At 72.2% G+C, this 14,714-nt stretch carries 13 protein-coding genes and 1 riboswitch; of the genes, 10 read left to right on the plus strand and 3 right to left on the minus strand.

The genetic code is table 11. From position 1 onward, the window contains the following. Positions 1 to 55: 55 nt before the first annotated feature. From PZB77_RS23515 to PZB77_RS23535, 5 genes are all read left to right on the plus strand, one after another. Positions 56 to 865, plus strand: a complete 810-nt coding sequence (locus tag PZB77_RS23515; RefSeq protein WP_275494604.1) for a c-type cytochrome — start codon at positions 56 to 58, stop codon at positions 863 to 865. Continuing rightward, positions 862 to 1,917, plus strand: coding sequence for a Rieske 2Fe-2S domain-containing protein (locus tag PZB77_RS23520; RefSeq protein WP_275494605.1), 1,056 nt, complete (start codon positions 862 to 864; stop codon positions 1,915 to 1,917). Before PZB77_RS23515 ends, PZB77_RS23520 begins: the two co-directional genes overlap by 4 nt. Beyond that, positions 1,914 to 3,539, plus strand: coding sequence for a cytochrome bc complex cytochrome b subunit (locus PZB77_RS23525; RefSeq protein WP_275494606.1), 1,626 nt, complete (start codon positions 1,914 to 1,916; stop codon positions 3,537 to 3,539). The genes PZB77_RS23520 and PZB77_RS23525 overlap by 4 nt, the downstream gene beginning before the upstream one ends. A gap of 122 nt (positions 3,540 to 3,661) precedes the next feature. Continuing rightward, positions 3,662 to 4,726, plus strand: a complete 1,065-nt coding sequence (trpD, locus tag PZB77_RS23530; protein WP_275494607.1) for an anthranilate phosphoribosyltransferase — start codon at positions 3,662 to 3,664, stop codon at positions 4,724 to 4,726. A gap of 79 nt (positions 4,727 to 4,805) precedes the next feature. Beyond that, positions 4,806 to 4,923, plus strand: a riboswitch (SAM riboswitch). 173 nt (positions 4,924 to 5,096) lie between these two features. Beyond that, on the plus strand, positions 5,097 to 6,497 hold the full coding sequence (locus PZB77_RS23535) for an aminotransferase class V-fold PLP-dependent enzyme (RefSeq protein WP_275494608.1): 1,401 nt from the start codon (positions 5,097 to 5,099) through the stop codon (positions 6,495 to 6,497). A 76-nt stretch (positions 6,498 to 6,573) separates the two neighbouring features. Here the strand turns inward: PZB77_RS23535 and PZB77_RS23540 are convergent, their stop codons facing one another. Beyond that, complete coding sequence (locus PZB77_RS23540) at positions 6,574 to 6,855, minus strand: Lrp/AsnC ligand binding domain-containing protein (RefSeq protein ID WP_275494609.1); 282 nt, start codon at positions 6,853 to 6,855, stop codon at positions 6,574 to 6,576. After that, positions 6,852 to 7,604, minus strand: coding sequence for a rhomboid family intramembrane serine protease (locus PZB77_RS23545; protein WP_275494610.1), 753 nt, complete (start codon positions 7,602 to 7,604; stop codon positions 6,852 to 6,854). Before PZB77_RS23545 ends, PZB77_RS23540 begins: the two co-directional genes overlap by 4 nt. Positions 7,605 to 7,792: 188 nt before the next feature. On the opposite strand from PZB77_RS23545, the gene PZB77_RS23550 reads away from it, so the two are divergent. The 5 genes from PZB77_RS23550 to PZB77_RS23570 all read left to right on the plus strand — a co-directional run bounded on the left by PZB77_RS23550 (position 7,793) and on the right by PZB77_RS23570 (position 13,466). Beyond that, the gene (locus tag PZB77_RS23550; protein ID WP_275494611.1) at positions 7,793 to 8,035 is read left to right on the plus strand and encodes a hypothetical protein; all 243 of its coding nucleotides are present in this window, start codon (positions 7,793 to 7,795) and stop codon (positions 8,033 to 8,035) included. A 36-nt stretch (positions 8,036 to 8,071) separates the two neighbouring features. Next, complete coding sequence (locus tag PZB77_RS23555) at positions 8,072 to 9,433, plus strand: NYN domain-containing protein (protein WP_275496184.1); 1,362 nt, start codon at positions 8,072 to 8,074, stop codon at positions 9,431 to 9,433. 303 nt (positions 9,434 to 9,736) lie between these two features. Next, positions 9,737 to 10,762 (plus strand): C40 family peptidase, encoded by a 1,026-nt coding sequence (locus PZB77_RS23560; RefSeq protein WP_275494612.1) that lies wholly within the window; start codon positions 9,737 to 9,739, stop codon positions 10,760 to 10,762. Between the two features lie 257 nt (positions 10,763 to 11,019). Beyond that, on the plus strand, positions 11,020 to 12,081 hold the full coding sequence (locus PZB77_RS23565) for an NlpC/P60 family protein (RefSeq protein WP_275494613.1): 1,062 nt from the start codon (positions 11,020 to 11,022) through the stop codon (positions 12,079 to 12,081). A 104-nt stretch (positions 12,082 to 12,185) separates the two neighbouring features. Beyond that, the gene (locus PZB77_RS23570) at positions 12,186 to 13,466 is read left to right on the plus strand and encodes a hypothetical protein (protein ID WP_275494614.1); all 1,281 of its coding nucleotides are present in this window, start codon (positions 12,186 to 12,188) and stop codon (positions 13,464 to 13,466) included. Here the strand turns inward: PZB77_RS23570 and PZB77_RS23575 are convergent. After that, a complete protein-coding gene (locus tag PZB77_RS23575) occupies positions 13,442 to 14,683 on the minus strand; it encodes a glycosyltransferase family 87 protein (RefSeq protein WP_275494615.1) in 1,242 nt (413 codons plus the stop codon). The genes PZB77_RS23570 and PZB77_RS23575 overlap by 25 nt on opposite strands. Positions 14,684 to 14,714: the final 31 nt, after the last annotated feature.

Genomic DNA, 14,714 nt, shown 5'->3' on the forward strand with positions numbered 1-14,714 from the left:
GGGCGCTCGCTCCCACCCACCATCGACGCAGAAGATCCTGACACCGGGGTAATCCGTGAAAAAGCTCTCCGCACGACGACGCCATCCACTGGCGGCCGTCGTCGTACTACTCCTCGCGCTGGCGGCTACCGGGGGGCTGTACGCCGCGTTTGCGCCTGCGGGCAAGGCGCAGGCAGACGAATCCGTCCAGTCCCTCCCCATTGAGGAGGGCAAGAAGCTCTACACCGTCGGCTGCGCCAGCTGCCACGGAACCAGTGGTCAGGGCAGCACCGACGGGCCCTCGCTGGTCGGCGTCGGCTCCGCCGCCGTCGACTTCCAGGTCGGCACCGGCCGGATGCCCGCGCAGCAGCCGGGTGCCCAGATCCCGGCGAAGAGGGTCGTCTACTCGCAGGGGGAGATCGACCAGCTCGCGGCGTACGTCGCGTCGCTCGGCGCCGGTCCGATCACGCCGACCGAGAAGCAGGTCAGCCCCGAGGGGGCGGACATCGCCAAGGGTGGCGACCTGTTCCGCACCAACTGTGCCCAGTGCCACAACTTCACGGGTGAGGGCGGCGCGCTGACGGACGGCAAGTACGCGCCGAACCTGGAAGGCGTGAGCCCGAAGCACATCTACGAGGCCATGCAGACCGGCCCGCAGAGCATGCCCTCCTTCCCCGACACGACGATGCCCGAGCAGCAGAAGCAGGACATCATCGCGTACGTCAAGACCGTGAACGGTGACGACTCCGCGAGCCCGGGCGGCCTGTCGCTCGGTGGCCTCGGACCGGTCAGCGAAGGCCTGTTCGCATGGATCTTCGGACTGGGTCTCCTGATCGCCGTCGCCGTCTGGGTCGCGGCCCACACCGCTAAGGCCAAGAAGTCATGAGTAGCCAAGAAGAGAATCCAGAGAAGAGCCTGCTCACCGAGCAGGACACCGCGCACGGCGCGGTAGTGGGTGCGGGCGACCCGTTCGCCGACCCGGGGCTGCCGGCCCACAAGCCGCGCATCCAGGACATCGACGAACGTGCCGCGAACCGCTCCGAGCGAGTCGTCGCGTACCTGTTCATCCTGTCCATGCTGGCGACGGTCGCGTTCATCGCGTCCTACGTCATCTTCCCGGTCGACAAGATCGTCTACATCTGGCCGTTCGGGCACGTGAGCGCGCTCAACTTCTCCCTGGGTCTCACCCTGGGCGTGGCGCTCTTCGCCATCGGCGCGGGCGCCGTCCACTGGGCGCGCACCCTGATGTCCGACGTCGAGTCGGCTGCCGAGCGTCACCCGATCGAGGCGGCGCCCGAGGTCAAGGCGCAGGTCCTCGCCGACTTCAAGGCCGGCGCCGAGGAGTCCGTGATCGGCCGTCGCAAGCTGATCCGCACCACGATGTTCGGCGCGCTGGCCCTGGTGCCGCTCGCCGGTGTGGTGCTGCTGCGCGACCTCGGTCCGCTGCCGGAGAAGAAGCTCCGCTCGACCCTGTGGGCCAAGGGCAAGAAGCTCATCAACATGAACACGATGGAGCCTCTGCGTCCCGAGGACATCGCCGTCGGTTCGCTGACCTTCGCCATGCCCGAGGGCCTGGAGGAGGACGCGGAGGACTTCCAGGCGCAGATCGCCAAGGCGGCCCTGATGATCATCCGCATCGAGCCGGACGACATCAAGGACAAGCGCGAGCGCGAGTGGGCGCACGAGGGCATCGTCGCCTTCTCCAAGATCTGTACCCACGTCGGCTGCCCGATCAGCCTGTACGAGCAGCAGACGCACCACGTGCTCTGCCCGTGCCACCAGTCCACCTTCGACCTCTCCGACGGCGCCCGCGTCATCTTCGGTCCGGCCGGGCACGCGCTTCCGCAGCTGCGGATCGGCGTGAGCAGCGAGGGCGACCTCGAAGCCCTCGGTGACTTCGAAGAGCCCGTCGGTCCTGCCTTCTGGGAGCGCGGATGAGTACTACGACACAGACCACGCGCAAGGCGCCCGCCGGTGAGCGGGTCGCCGACTGGGCGGACGGCCGGCTGGGCATCTACGGCCTGGCCAAGGCCAACATGCGCAAGATCTTCCCGGACCACTGGTCCTTCATGCTGGGCGAGGTCGCGCTCTACAGCTTCATCATCATCATCCTCACGGGTGTGTATCTGACGCTGTTCTTCCACCCGAGCATGAACGAAGTCGTGTACCACGGCTCGTACGAGCCCCTGCAGGGCATCCGGATGTCCGAGGCGTACGCCTCGACGGTGAACATCAGCTTCGACGTCCGCGGTGGTCTGCTCGTGCGGCAGATCCACCACTGGGCCGCGCTGATCTTCCTGGCCGCGATGTTCGTGCACATGATGCGCGTGTTCTTCACGGGCGCGTTCCGCAAGCCGCGCGAGATCAACTGGCTCTTCGGCTTCCTGCTGTTCGTGCTGGGCATGTTCACCGGCTTCACCGGCTACTCGCTCCCGGACGACCTGCTCTCCGGTACGGGTGTCCGCTTCATGCAGGGCGCGGTCCTGTCCGTGCCGCTCGTCGGCACGTACCTCGCGTACTTCCTGTTCGGCGGGAACTTCCCCGGCGGCGACTTCGTGGCCCGGTTCTACTCGGTGCACATCCTGCTGCTCCCGGGCATCATGATGGGCCTGCTGGTGGCCCACCTGATCCTGGTCTTCTACCACAAGCACACGCAGTTCGCGGGCCCCGGCCGTACGAACAAGAACGTCGTGGGCATGCCGCTGCTGCCGGTCTACATGGCCAAGGCCGGAGGGTTCTTCTTCCTGGTCTTCGGCATCATCTCGGTCGTCGCGGCCATCGCCTCGATCAACCCGATCTGGGCCATCGGGCCGTACCGGCCGGACCAGGTGTCCACCGGCGCGCAGCCCGACTGGTACATGGGCTTCTCCGAGGGCCTGATCCGTGTCATGCCCGGCTGGGAGATCAACCTCTGGGGTCACACGCTCGTCCTGGGCGTCTTCATCCCGCTGGTCATCTTCCCGCTGGTGCTGGCGGCGATCGCGGTCTACCCGTTCCTCGAGTCCTGGGTCACCGGCGACAAGCGTGAGCACCACATCCTGGACCGGCCGCGCAACGCGCCGACCCGCACCGCCTTCGGTGTCGCCTGGCTCAGCTGGTACTTCGTGCTGCTCGTCGGTGGTGGCAACGACCTGTGGGCGACCCACTTCCACCTGTCGATCAACGCCATCACCTGGTTCGTCCGGGTCGGCTTCTTCGTGGTGCCGGTCCTCGTGTTCATCGCCACCAAGCGGATCTGCCTCGGCCTCCAGCGCCGCGACCACGACAAGGTGCTGCACGGACGCGAGTCCGGGCTCATCAAGCGCCTGCCGCACGGCGAGTTCGTCGAGGTCCACGAGCCGCTCGGCCAGGGCCAGCTGCACACCCTCACCGCGCACGACCAGTACCAGCCGCTCGAGATCGGCCCGACGGTCGACGAGAACGGTGTCGAGCGCAAGCCCTCGGCCCTGACGAAGCTGCGCGCCAAGCTCAGCAAGGGCTACTACGGCGAGCACAACCAGATCGCCAAGCCCACCGCCGAGGAGTACAAGGAGATCACCAGCGGCCACGGTCACCACTGATCGCCTCAACTGATCGCCACAGCAGGAGCCCCGTCCATTCGCCGGACGGGGCTCTTCGCCGTCACCGCGCCCCGATAGGGTGGAAGGACACCCTTTCCGGCTGTGGATTCTTGGAGCGGACCATGAACGTGGCGACCCCGAACGGCGGCGACGGCGCGGCGGACCGTTCCTGGTCCGGCGTGCTGACTCCCCTCCTGCGCGGCGAGGACCTCGGGGCGGACGACACCGCATGGGCCATGGACCGGATCATGAGCGGGGACGCCACCGACGCGCAGATCGCCGGCTTCGCCGTCGCGCTGCGCGCCAAGGGCGAGACGGTCGCCGAGGTCGGCGGCCTGGTCCGCGCGATGTACGCGCACGCCCGCACCATCGAGGTGCCCGGCCCTTCGGTCGACATCGTCGGCACCGGCGGCGACCTCGCGAAGACCGTCAACATCTCCACCATGTCCGCGATCGTGATCGCCGGCACGGGTGCCAAGGTCGTCAAGCACGGCAACCGGTCCGCCTCCTCGGCGAGCGGCGCGTCGGACGTCCTGGAGAAGCTCGGCGTCAACCTGGAGCTGACCCCGCAGCGGGTCGCCGAGGTGGCGGCCGAGGCGGGCATCACCTTCTGCTTCGCGGTGAAGTTCCACCCGGCGCTGCGGTACGCGGCCAAGGCCCGCAGGGAACTGGGCACCCAGACCACCTTCAACATCCTCGGCCCGCTCACCAACCCGGCCCACGTCCGCGCCCAGGCCGTCGGGGTCGCCGACCTCCGGATGGCCCCCATCGTGGCCGGCGTCCTCGCCGAGCGCGGCAACTCCGCCCTCGTCTTCCGCGGCGACGACGGGCTCGACGAACTGACGACCACGGCGACCTCCCGGGTCTGGGTGGTCCGCGACGGCGAGGTCCGCGAAGAGGGCTTCGACCCGCGCCACGTGGGGCTGGAGCTGGTGCCGGTCGAGGCGCTGCGCGGCGGCGACCCCTCGTACAACGCCGACGTCGCCCGCCGGGTGCTGGACGGTGAGAAGGGCGCCGTGCGCGACGCCGTCCTGCTGAACTCGGCAGCCGCGCTGGTGGCGCTGGAACCGGGCGGGGGCACGCTCACCGAACAGATCGGCGCCAAGATGGCCGCCGCGGCCGAGTCCGTCGACTCCGGCTCCGCGCACCGCGCACTGGAGCGCTGGGTGGCGGCGAGCAACGCCTGACCCGTGTGGACGCGGGGGCACCGTCCGTATCGCGGACCATGCCCTTGCGTCCACCGGCACGTGTGGCAAGATGCTGGCAGGTCATGAGTGACAGCGACTACGGCCCCGGCCCGCTGTCCGGCAACCCTCCGTCCGTGGCGGGGTGCCCCGGGTGAAGACCAGGCCGTAGGCAGCGAGGTCTGCGGCAAGCGCGGGCCCCTCGGCATCCTTGAATGCCAGCCTCCGGGGTCCTGGTCCCCAGGGAGCCTCTTGTGAGCAAGCGAATGCGATAGGGCACACCGCCCTTCTCCGCACCCTTCCATCTCTTCGCACCGTGCTGCCGCGTACCCGCCGGCACGGTGGATTCGCCTGCGTCCTCCGGGAGTTCGCCATGTCCTCTTCTTCTGCTGCCCTCGACACCGCCGGTCCCGCCGCCGCACCGGAAGCGGAGAGCGCCCCGCTGCCGGTGCTCGGCAAGGACGTCACCGTCCCCCTCGTCACCGGCGGCGAAGTCACCTACGCGGCCCTGGACTACGCGGCCAGCGCCCCCGCCCTCCAGCGGGTCTGGGACGACGTCGCGGCCTACGCGCCGTACTACGGCAGCGTGCACCGCGGCGCCGGTTACCTCTCGCAGCTCTCCACCGACCTCTTCGAGAACAGCCGCGTCACCGTCGCCGAGTTCCTCGGCTGCCGCGCCGACGACCAGGTGATCTTCACCCGCTCCACCACCGACTCCCTCAACCTGCTCGCCTCGGTACTCCCGGCCGGCTGCCAGGTGTTCGTCTACGAGACCGAGCACCACGCTTCGCTGCTTCCCTGGCGCGACTCCCGCGTCACCTACCTCAACGCGCCGCGCACCCCGCGGCAGGCCGTCGAGACCCTGGAGCGCGCGCTCGCCGACCGCGACCCCCACGGCCCGGCCCTCGTCTGCGTCACCGGCGCCTCCAACGTCACCGGCGAGCTGTGGCCGGTCAGGGAACTGGCCGCCGCCGCCCACGCGCACGGTGCCCGCATCGTGGTGGACGCCGCCCAGCTCGCCCCGCACCACCCGGTGGACATCGCGGAACTGGACGTCGACTGGGTCGCCTTCTCCGGCCACAAGCTCTACGCCCCCTTCGGCTCCGGCGTCCTCGCCGGCCGCGCCGACTGGCTCCAGGACTCCGAGCCCTACCTGGCCGGCGGCGGCGCGTCGAAGAAGGTCGCCCGGCGCGCCGACGGCGGCGTGGACGTCGAGTGGCACACCACCGCCGCCCGCCACGAGGCCGGTTCGCCCAACGTCATCGGCGTCTACTCCATCGCCTCCGCCTGCAAGGCCCTGACCGAGGCCGGCTTCGACAAGCTGGTCGCCCGGGAGCAGCGGCTCGTCGCCCGGGTCCGCGCGGGCCTCGCCGAGGTGCCGGAGGTCAAGGTGCTCTCGCTCTTCGGCGAGGACGCCCCGCGCGTCGGCGTCATCTCCTTCGTGGTGGAGGGCTGGAACAGCTCGCACTTCGCCGCCGCGCTCTCCGCCGAGTACGGCATCGGCGTCCGCGACGGCCTGTTCTGCGCCCACCCCCTGGTCCGCACGCTGCTCGGCAGCGACCCGCAGGACCCGGGCGAGTGCGGTGCGCCGGAGGCCGAGCCGGGCGAGCGCTCCCTGAACGCCATCCGCGTCAGCTTCGGCGCCGGTACGCCGGACGAGCACGTGGACCGCTTCGTGCGGGCGGTCGGCGAGCTGGTGAGCGAGGGCGCCCAGTGGAAGTACCGCACCGAGGGCGGTCGTTGCGTCCCGGACCGGGGCGCCGCGCAGATCTGACGGGACCACCGGCAGCACTTCGGGCGGGTACGGGCGGCTGCCCGTACCCGCCCGAAGTGCTGGGCGCGCGAGGTGGTTACGCGTCCAGGCCGATGGCGAAGGCCGCTTCCAGGTCGTGCTGCGAGTACGTACGGAAGGCCACGTGCGTGTCGGTGCCCTCCACGCCCGGGATCTTGCTGATCCGGCCGGGGATGACCTCGGCGAGGTCGTCGTGGCGGGCCACCCGGACCATGGCGATCAGGTCGTACGTACCGGTGACCGAGAAGACCTCGCTGACACTGTCCAGCGCCGCGACGGACTCCGCGATCTCCGGAATCCGGTCGACGCTGGTTCTGATGAGCACGATCGCGGTGATCACGGCTGGCTTTCTCCCTCGGTGGCCGTGGCTGGAGTCTTCACTTTAGCCCCACGCCGGCGGACACCCCCGGCCAGGACGAACCCGGCGCCGAAGCCCGCCACGTGCGCCAGATAGGCGACGCCGGGACCGCTCCCCGCGCTCCGGGCCGCGAGCCACTGGAGGACGAACCAGAAGAGCAGCACGATCCACGCCGGGAAGCGCAGCGGCAGGAAGAGGAGGAACGGGAAGAGGCTGGTGACCCGGGTCCGGGGGAAGAGGCGGAGGAAGGCCCCGAGGACCGCGGAGATCGCGCCCGAGGCTCCCACCAGCGTCTGTTCGGACCCGGAGTACGCCGCCGCGTAGACCACCAGGGTCAGCGAGCCGCAGCCCGCGTAGAAGAGGGCGAAGGCCAGGTGCCCCATCCGCTCCTCGGCCATCGCGCCGAACACGTGCAGGAAGAGCATGTTGCCCAGCAGGTGCAGCCAGCCGCCGTGCACGAAGAGGGCGGTGAACGGGGTGACCCACGCGCGGGCCGGACCGTTCCACAGGTCCGCCGGGATCACCCCCCACCGCTCGAAGTAGCCGGCTCGGGCGGCGAGGGCCGCGTCGGCGGTGCCGTGCACGGGACCGAAGCCGGAGAGCGGGCTGGCGAGGAAGACCAGGCAGCACACCGCGATGAGGCCGTACGTGACCGGTGCGCCGCCCGCCGCGGCCGGTGCACGCAGCCTCCTCACCGCCCTCCGCAGCCCCCTGTCCCGTACGTCGGTCATGTACGGAGCATGACGTACCGGGACGGAACCCACCGGCCCGCCTCGCCGTGCCGCGGGCCCGGGAGGAGGCCTTAGGGTTGCCCCAGGACACCGCAGTTCGACGGCGCACCGCGAGATCCTTGAGGCAGGACAGGACGGCGCTCGGTCCGGGACGGCCCGAGGCCCGACGACGGAAGAGGACGGCAACGATGACGACGGTTCCCCAGCCGACCGACGCGACCCGCTGGCGCTGCACGCTCTGCGGGAATCTCACGCGTTTCGACGTGACGAGGTCGTCGAAGGTGGTGGAGTACATCCACCTCGACCTGGCCGGTGACGCCAGTGTCGAGGAGCGGGAGGTCGTCAGTGAGACGATCGAATCGGTGCGCTGCCGTTGGTGCAACGCGGTGGATCAGATCGAACTGGTGGACAGGCCAGGTGCCGGCTCCTGACGGAGTCGCACCACAGACACGATGGGGTGACGGATGGTGGAGCAGCCGACCAGCGGCGCTGATCCGGCCGATGGGGCCGACGGCGCCGTCGAGGCGCTCGACCGCCCGCTGCCCGAAGGCGTGCGACGGCGGGTCGTCGCCCTGGTCGCGGAGGCCTTCGGCGGTCTGACCGTCGGCGAGCTGCCCGCGCAGTTGCGGCAGTACGCCCGCTTCACCCCCACCCGGCGCGCCAAGTTCGCCGGGAACGCCATGGCCGCCGCCCTGGAGGGAGACGCCCGCTTCCGCGGGCGCATCGGGGAGCGGATCGCGGCGGCCCAGCCGGAACTGGCCCGCGCCCTGGAGGCCGGTGCGCCGCCGGCCGCCGCTGACCCGGTGGACGTCGCCGCCGCCGCGTACGTGCTGCGCCCGGTCGGCTGGGTCAAGCTGGTGCAGGCCGCGGGCGAGGAGGTCCAGCGGGCGAGCGCCGAGCGCGCCGACGACGAGACCCGGCGCGAGACGGAGCGACTGCGCGAGGAGCTGGCCCAGGCACGCGGCCAGACGAAGGCGGACGCCGAGCGGCTGCGCGCCGAACTCGACGCCGCCCGCAAGGAGTCCGAGTCGCTCCACCGCAAACTGCGCAGCGCCCTCAGTGAGGTCAAGCGCCACGAGGCCGCGCTGCGCAGGTCCGCGGCCGAGGCGGACGCCGTACGCGCGGAGGCGGCGGCCCAGGTCTCCCAGGCCGAGAGCGAGAGCCGCCGGCTCAAGACGCGGCTGGCGGAGGCCGAGACGGCCGTGGAGACGGGCCGCCGGGCCGCCCGCGAGGGCCGTTCGGTGGAGGACATGCGGCTGCGGCTGCTGCTGGACACCGTGCTCGACGCCGCCGCGGGCCTGCGCCGCGAACTCGCCCTGCCTCCCGCCACGTCCCGTCCGGCGGACGGGGTGGACGCGGTCGAGCCGGGCCGGATGTCGCCCAAGGACATCGCGGCGAGGGCGTTGTCGGAGACCGATCCGGCGCTGCTCGACCAGTTGCTGGCCCTGCCGCAGGCGCATCTGATCATCGACGGCTACAACGTCACGAAGACCGGCTATCCGCAGATGCCGCTGGAGAAGCAGCGGTTGCGGCTGCTCGGCGGTCTGTCGATGCTGGCGGCCCAGACGGGCGCGGAGATGACCTGTGTGTTCGACGGGGCGGAACTGGCGGTGCCGGTGCTGCTCGCGCCGCCTCGCGGGGTCCGGGTGCTCTTCAGCAAGGCGGGGGTGACCGCCGACGAGCTGATCCGCCAACTGGCCCGCGCCGAACCGCCGGGACGCCCCGTCGTGGTGGTCTCCACCGACCGCGAGGTGGCGGACGGAGTGGCCAAGGCCGGGGCGCGGCCGGTCGCGTCCGCCTTGCTCCTGAAGCGGCTTTCGCGCGTTTAGTGCCCGAAGGGCGCTGTGGCGGGTCGTGCGGCTTTTGGGGAAACGTACCGTCAAATCCTGGCTACACGCCGTGCGTCGAGGCGAAGAAGTGGCGAGTGTGACGAAGTTTTTCCTGCGAGGATTTGAACTGATCACGAGATGGTCACTAGGGTCAGGCCTCGAACCTTCGCACGGTTGATCACTCACACGGGGTGGCGGCGAAGGAACCGCCGAGTCCGTGATGTGCGCGGAACGGGGTCGTGCCGGGTGTTCTGTGCCCTGCGGTCCTGGTAGGCGGCTCTGAGGAAGAAGGAGCTCGCCTTCGTGGCGTCCCACCGTCGACCCAAGCAGCCGAGCCGCACCCGCGTGACCGTGCTCACCGCCACCGCCGCAGCCGCCGTGGCGCTCTCCGCCCAGGCGGCCCACGCCGACCCCCAGCCGACCAAGGCCGAGGTCAAGGCGAAGGTCGACAAGCTCTACCACGAGGCCGAGGCCGCCACCGAGAAGTACAACGGGGCCAAGGAGCAGCAGGAGAAGCTGAAGAAGGAGGTCGACGCCCTCCAGGACAAGGTCGCGCGTGAGCAGGCCGACCTCAACACCCTCCGCGGCGAACTCGGTTCGATCGCCACCGCGCAGTACCGCTCCGGCGGCATCGACCCCTCCGTGCAGCTCTTCTTCTCGTCGGACCCCGACGACTTCCTCGACCAGGCCTCGGCGCTGGACAGCCTGACGGCCAAGCAGGCCGAATCGCTGGAGAAGATCCAGGCCAAGCAGCGCACCCTCGCCCAGGAGCGCGAGGAGGCCCAGGCCAAGCTCTCCGAGCTCGCCGAGGTCCGCGACGCCCTCGGCGCCAACAAGAAGAAGTTCCAGAAGAAGCTCTCCGACGCGCAGGCCCTGCTGAACACCCTCACCGCCGCCGAGCGCCAGAAGATGGCCGATGAGGACGCGCGCGCCAGCCGCGACGCCGGCAGCCGCGTCGACCTCGGCAGCGAGGTGCCCGCCTCCGCCCTCGGCGCCGCGGCCCTCGCCAACGCCGCCACCCAGATCGGCAAGCCGTACGTCTCCGGCGGCACGGGCCCGAACTCCTTCGACTGCTCCGGTCTGACGCAGTGGGCCTACGCCCAGGCCGGTGTGGCGATCACCCGCACCACCTACACCCAGATCAACCAGGGCACCCAGATCGGCCGCAGCCAGCTCAAGCCCGGCGACCTGGTCTTCTTCAACAGCACCTCCCACGTGGCCCTGTACGCCGGCAACAACCAGGTGCTGCACGCCCCTAAGCCCGGCGCCTTCGTGCGCTACGAGTCGATGAACACCATCGGCAGCTTCCAGGTCGGCGTCCGCATCTGACGTCTGCCCCGCCAGGCCCGCCCGACGCCCGAACGGGCGAATCGGCACAACCCCGCACGACGCCCCGCCCCGACGGAGACCGAGGTCACCGCCGGGGCGGAGCCTTTTTCGCCGGTCGCGTGTCCGGGTGGGTCCTTGGACGCCGTGTGACCGTCCGACTACTGTCTGTCTGCTGTGCGGCTCCCGTCCCTCGTCCCGCCCCTCCCGGGTGGCAGGGAGCCGGCGCGTACGCGTGCAGCGGAAGGGAGTACGGCCCCGTGGTGTCCCATCGCCGTCCCACACAGTCCGGCCTCGACCGGGGCGTCCGTGCCGCGGTCCTGACGGCAGCCGCCGCGAGTGCCGCCGCCGGCCTCACCGGGGCGCCCGCGAGCGCGGAACCGCCGCACGACCGGGACGCCACCCGGGCCCGCGTCGACCGGCTCTACGAGGAGGCGGAGCGGGCCACCGAACGGTTCAACCGGGCGGGCGAGGAGACCGACCGGCTCCGCGAGAAGGCCGGCCGTGCCCAGGAGGCGGCCGCCCGGACCCGGGAGACCCTCAACCGGATGCGCGGGGGCCTCGGCGCCCTCGCCGGGGCGCAGTACCGCGCGGGCACCCTCGACCCCTCCCTGGCGCTGCTCTTCTCCTCGGACCCGGACACCTTCCTCGACCGGGCCGCCACCCTCGACCGGCTCGGCGCCCGCCAGTCGCTCGCCCTCGACAAACTCCTGCGCGCGCGCCAGAAGATGGCGCAGATCCACGCCGAGGCCACCGGCGCCCTGCGGGACCTGGAACGCGGCCGGGCCGCCGTCGCCCGGCACAAGCGCGCCGTCGAGTCCAAGCTCGCGGAGGCCCGCCGCCTGCTGGCCACCCTCCCGCCCGGGGAGCGCGCCGCCCACGACGGCCGCTCCGACCGCTCCGGCCGGCTGCCCGGCCCCGGCGGCACCGACGGCATCGACGCCCTCCGGGCGGCCGCGGGCGGTCTGGGGGGCTCCGCGAGGGCGCTCACCGCACTGGCCGCCGCCCAGCAGGCGCTGGGCCGACCGTACGTCTGGGGAGCCAGCGGCCCCGGCAGCTTCGACTGCTCCGGGCTCATGCAGTGGGCCTACGCCCGCGCGGGCGTCAGCCTGCCCCGCACCTCCCAGGCCCAGCGGTACGCGGGCCGCACGGTGCCCCTCTCCCAGGCGCTCCCCGGCGACCTCGTCGCCTACCGGGCGGACGCCAGCCACATCGGCATGTACGCCGGGAACGGCCAGGTCATCCACGCCCCCTATCCCGGCGCCGCGGTCCGTTACGACCCCGTCGGCATGATGCCCGTCTCCTCGGTCACCCGGGTCTGACCGTACGATCGGCGCCCCCTGTCCCGGCGCCGCGGTCCGTTGCGACCCCCGTCGGCATGATGCCCGTCTCCTCGGTCACCCGGTCTGACCGTACGATCGGCCCGATGGCAGAAGAGGCGCGAACCCGGCGAGACGTGCGGCGGGGCCGCCCCCGCACCCGGCGTGCGGCGGGCGCCCCGCTCGCCGCGCTGCTCCTTGCCGGGATGCTGCTCGCCGGAGGCTGCGCGGCACCCGAGCGCTTGGCGGACTCCGCCGCCGCCCGGCAGATCACCGCCGTTCTCGACCGGCGGGCCGCCGCCGTGCTGCACCACGACACCGCGGCCTACCTCGCCGTGGTGGACCCCGGAGCCGCCGCGCTGCGCACCGCCCAGCGCGCGGAGCTGGCCGGCCTGGCGGACGTACCGCTGCGGTCCTGGACCTACACCGTGGGGTCGGTGACCGCGCGGGGGGACCGGGCCACCGCCGACGTCGAGCTGGGGTACCGCCTGGTGGGCTTCGACACCGCCCCCGCGACCGCCCGCCGCACCCTGGAGTTCGCCCGGGACGGCGCCGGCGGCTCCTGGCGGCTCACGGCCGACCGGCCGGCCGAGGGGGCCGCCGTCCCGCTCTGGGACCAGGGCACCGTGGTCGCGGTGCGCGGCACCCACAGCCTCGTGCTCGGGGTCGGCCGCCCGGCCGGGGAACTGCGCGAGATCGCGGAGACCGCCGACCTCGCGGTCCCGGCGGCCTCCGCCGCCTGGCCGGACCGGTGGACGGCGCGGGTGGTCTACCTCGTACCGGCCTCCACCGGGGACATGGCGGAACTGCTCGCCTCGCCCGGCGGCAGCTACCGGGGGATAGCGGCCGTCACCACCGGCGCGGTCACCGGCGCGGAGGGGGAGCCGGCCCTCGCCGACCGGGTCATCGTCAACCCCGAGGCGTACGCCTCCCTCGGCACCTTCGGCCGCCGGGTCGTCCTCACCCACGAGACCACCCACGTGGCGACCCGCACCGCCACCACGGCGGCCACCCCGCTCTGGCTCTCCGAGGGGTTCGCCGACTGGGCCGCGTACCGGGAGGAGGGCCGTACGGCCGGGGAGATCGCTCCCGAGCTCGCCGCCGCCGTCCGCGCCCGGGAGCTGCCCGCCGCGCTCCCCGGCGACGACGACTTCGCCTTCGACCGGGACGCGGACGCGCTGGCACGGGCGTACGAGGGCGGCTGGCTCGCCTGCGCGCTCGTCGCCGAGGAGTGGGGCGAGGACGCGCTCACCGACCTCTACCGGGCGGTCGGGGCGCACGACGGGCGCGAGGGGGCGGTGGAGTCGGCGATGGAGAAGGTCCTCGGCGTCGGCGAGCGGGAGTTCACCACCCGCTGGCGGGGCTACCTCGCCGACCGGCTCGGCTGAACCGCCCCGACGGCTACCGGTGCCGTGCCGGACTTGCCCGGGGCCGGAGCCGTCGCACGCCACAGCCGCACCGCCGCGATCCCCGTCGCGGCGACCAGCAGCCCGTTCCGTACGAGGAGCAGGGCCACCCCCGTGTCGTCGCTCGCCACCACGTGCGCGAAGCCGAGCGGGAACTCACCGAAGGTCACCGGGCAGGCCAGTACCACCAGGCACGCCGGCCGGCCCATCCGGCTGCCCGGAAAGACCAGGCAGACCGCCGCCAGCCCGACCAGCCACACCAGGTACTGCGGGCTGATCACCCGGCTCGTCGTCGTGAAGAGCAGCACCGCCGTGAACGCCGCGTCCGCCGCCGTGTGCGCGGCGAAGGTCCGCGCCCGCAGCCGCCACACCAGCAGCCAGCCGAAGGCCGCCACGCTCAGCCAGAGCGCCAGCGAGGACACCAGGGCCACCCGCGGGCCGAGGAACTCCATCGAGCCGTACGTCAGCTCGATCCACCCCGGCCAGCCGGACCGCCGGGCCAGATGGAGCGCCAGCCCGCCCAGCGACTCGATCTCGGTACCCCGGTCGCGCTGGTGGGTGAGGAACGCGAAGGCCCCCGGCATCAGGAGCCAGAACCCCGCGGCCAGCGTCCCCGCCGTCACCGCGGCCGCCGACCACGCGCGCCGCGTCGCCCGCCCGGGGGCGGTCCCCAGCAGCACCAGCACCGGCCACACCTTCAGCAGCGCCCCGAACGCCGCCAGCGCCCCCAGTACCCTCGGCCGGCGCACCCCGGCCAGCAGCGCCGCCACCGCGACGGCCGTCACCATCAGGTCGTACCGGGCACAGACGGTGGGGCCCAGCAGCGGTACGCCCGCCACCCAGACCCAGGCGCCCGCGAGCCGCCCTCCGGGCCGGGTGCCCGCCCGCACCAGCAGCCGCAGCACCACGGCGTCGCAGACCGCCACCAGGAGGAAGAAGGCCGTCGCGTACTCCAGGAACGGCAGCAGCGCGGGGGAGAGGACGGGCAGGGCGGCCGCCGGCGGGTACTGCCAGGTGACGTCGCCGACGGGGAAGGAACCGGTGCGCAGCGCCCCGTACCAGCCCCGGTAGATGACCGAGACGTCCACGGTGACGTCGGGCCCGGGGACAGTGACCACCTTGAGCACGCAGAGCAGCAGCGCCGCCCTGGTCAGCGTCCAGACCACGAGGAGCCCCCGCGTCCCGGCCCGTCCCGTCATGGCGCTCCCGCCCCTCGTGCCCACGTCCCGC

The organism is Streptomyces sp. AM 2-1-1 (genome assembly GCF_029167645.1).
Lineage (GTDB): Bacteria > Actinomycetota > Actinomycetes > Streptomycetales > Streptomycetaceae > Streptomyces.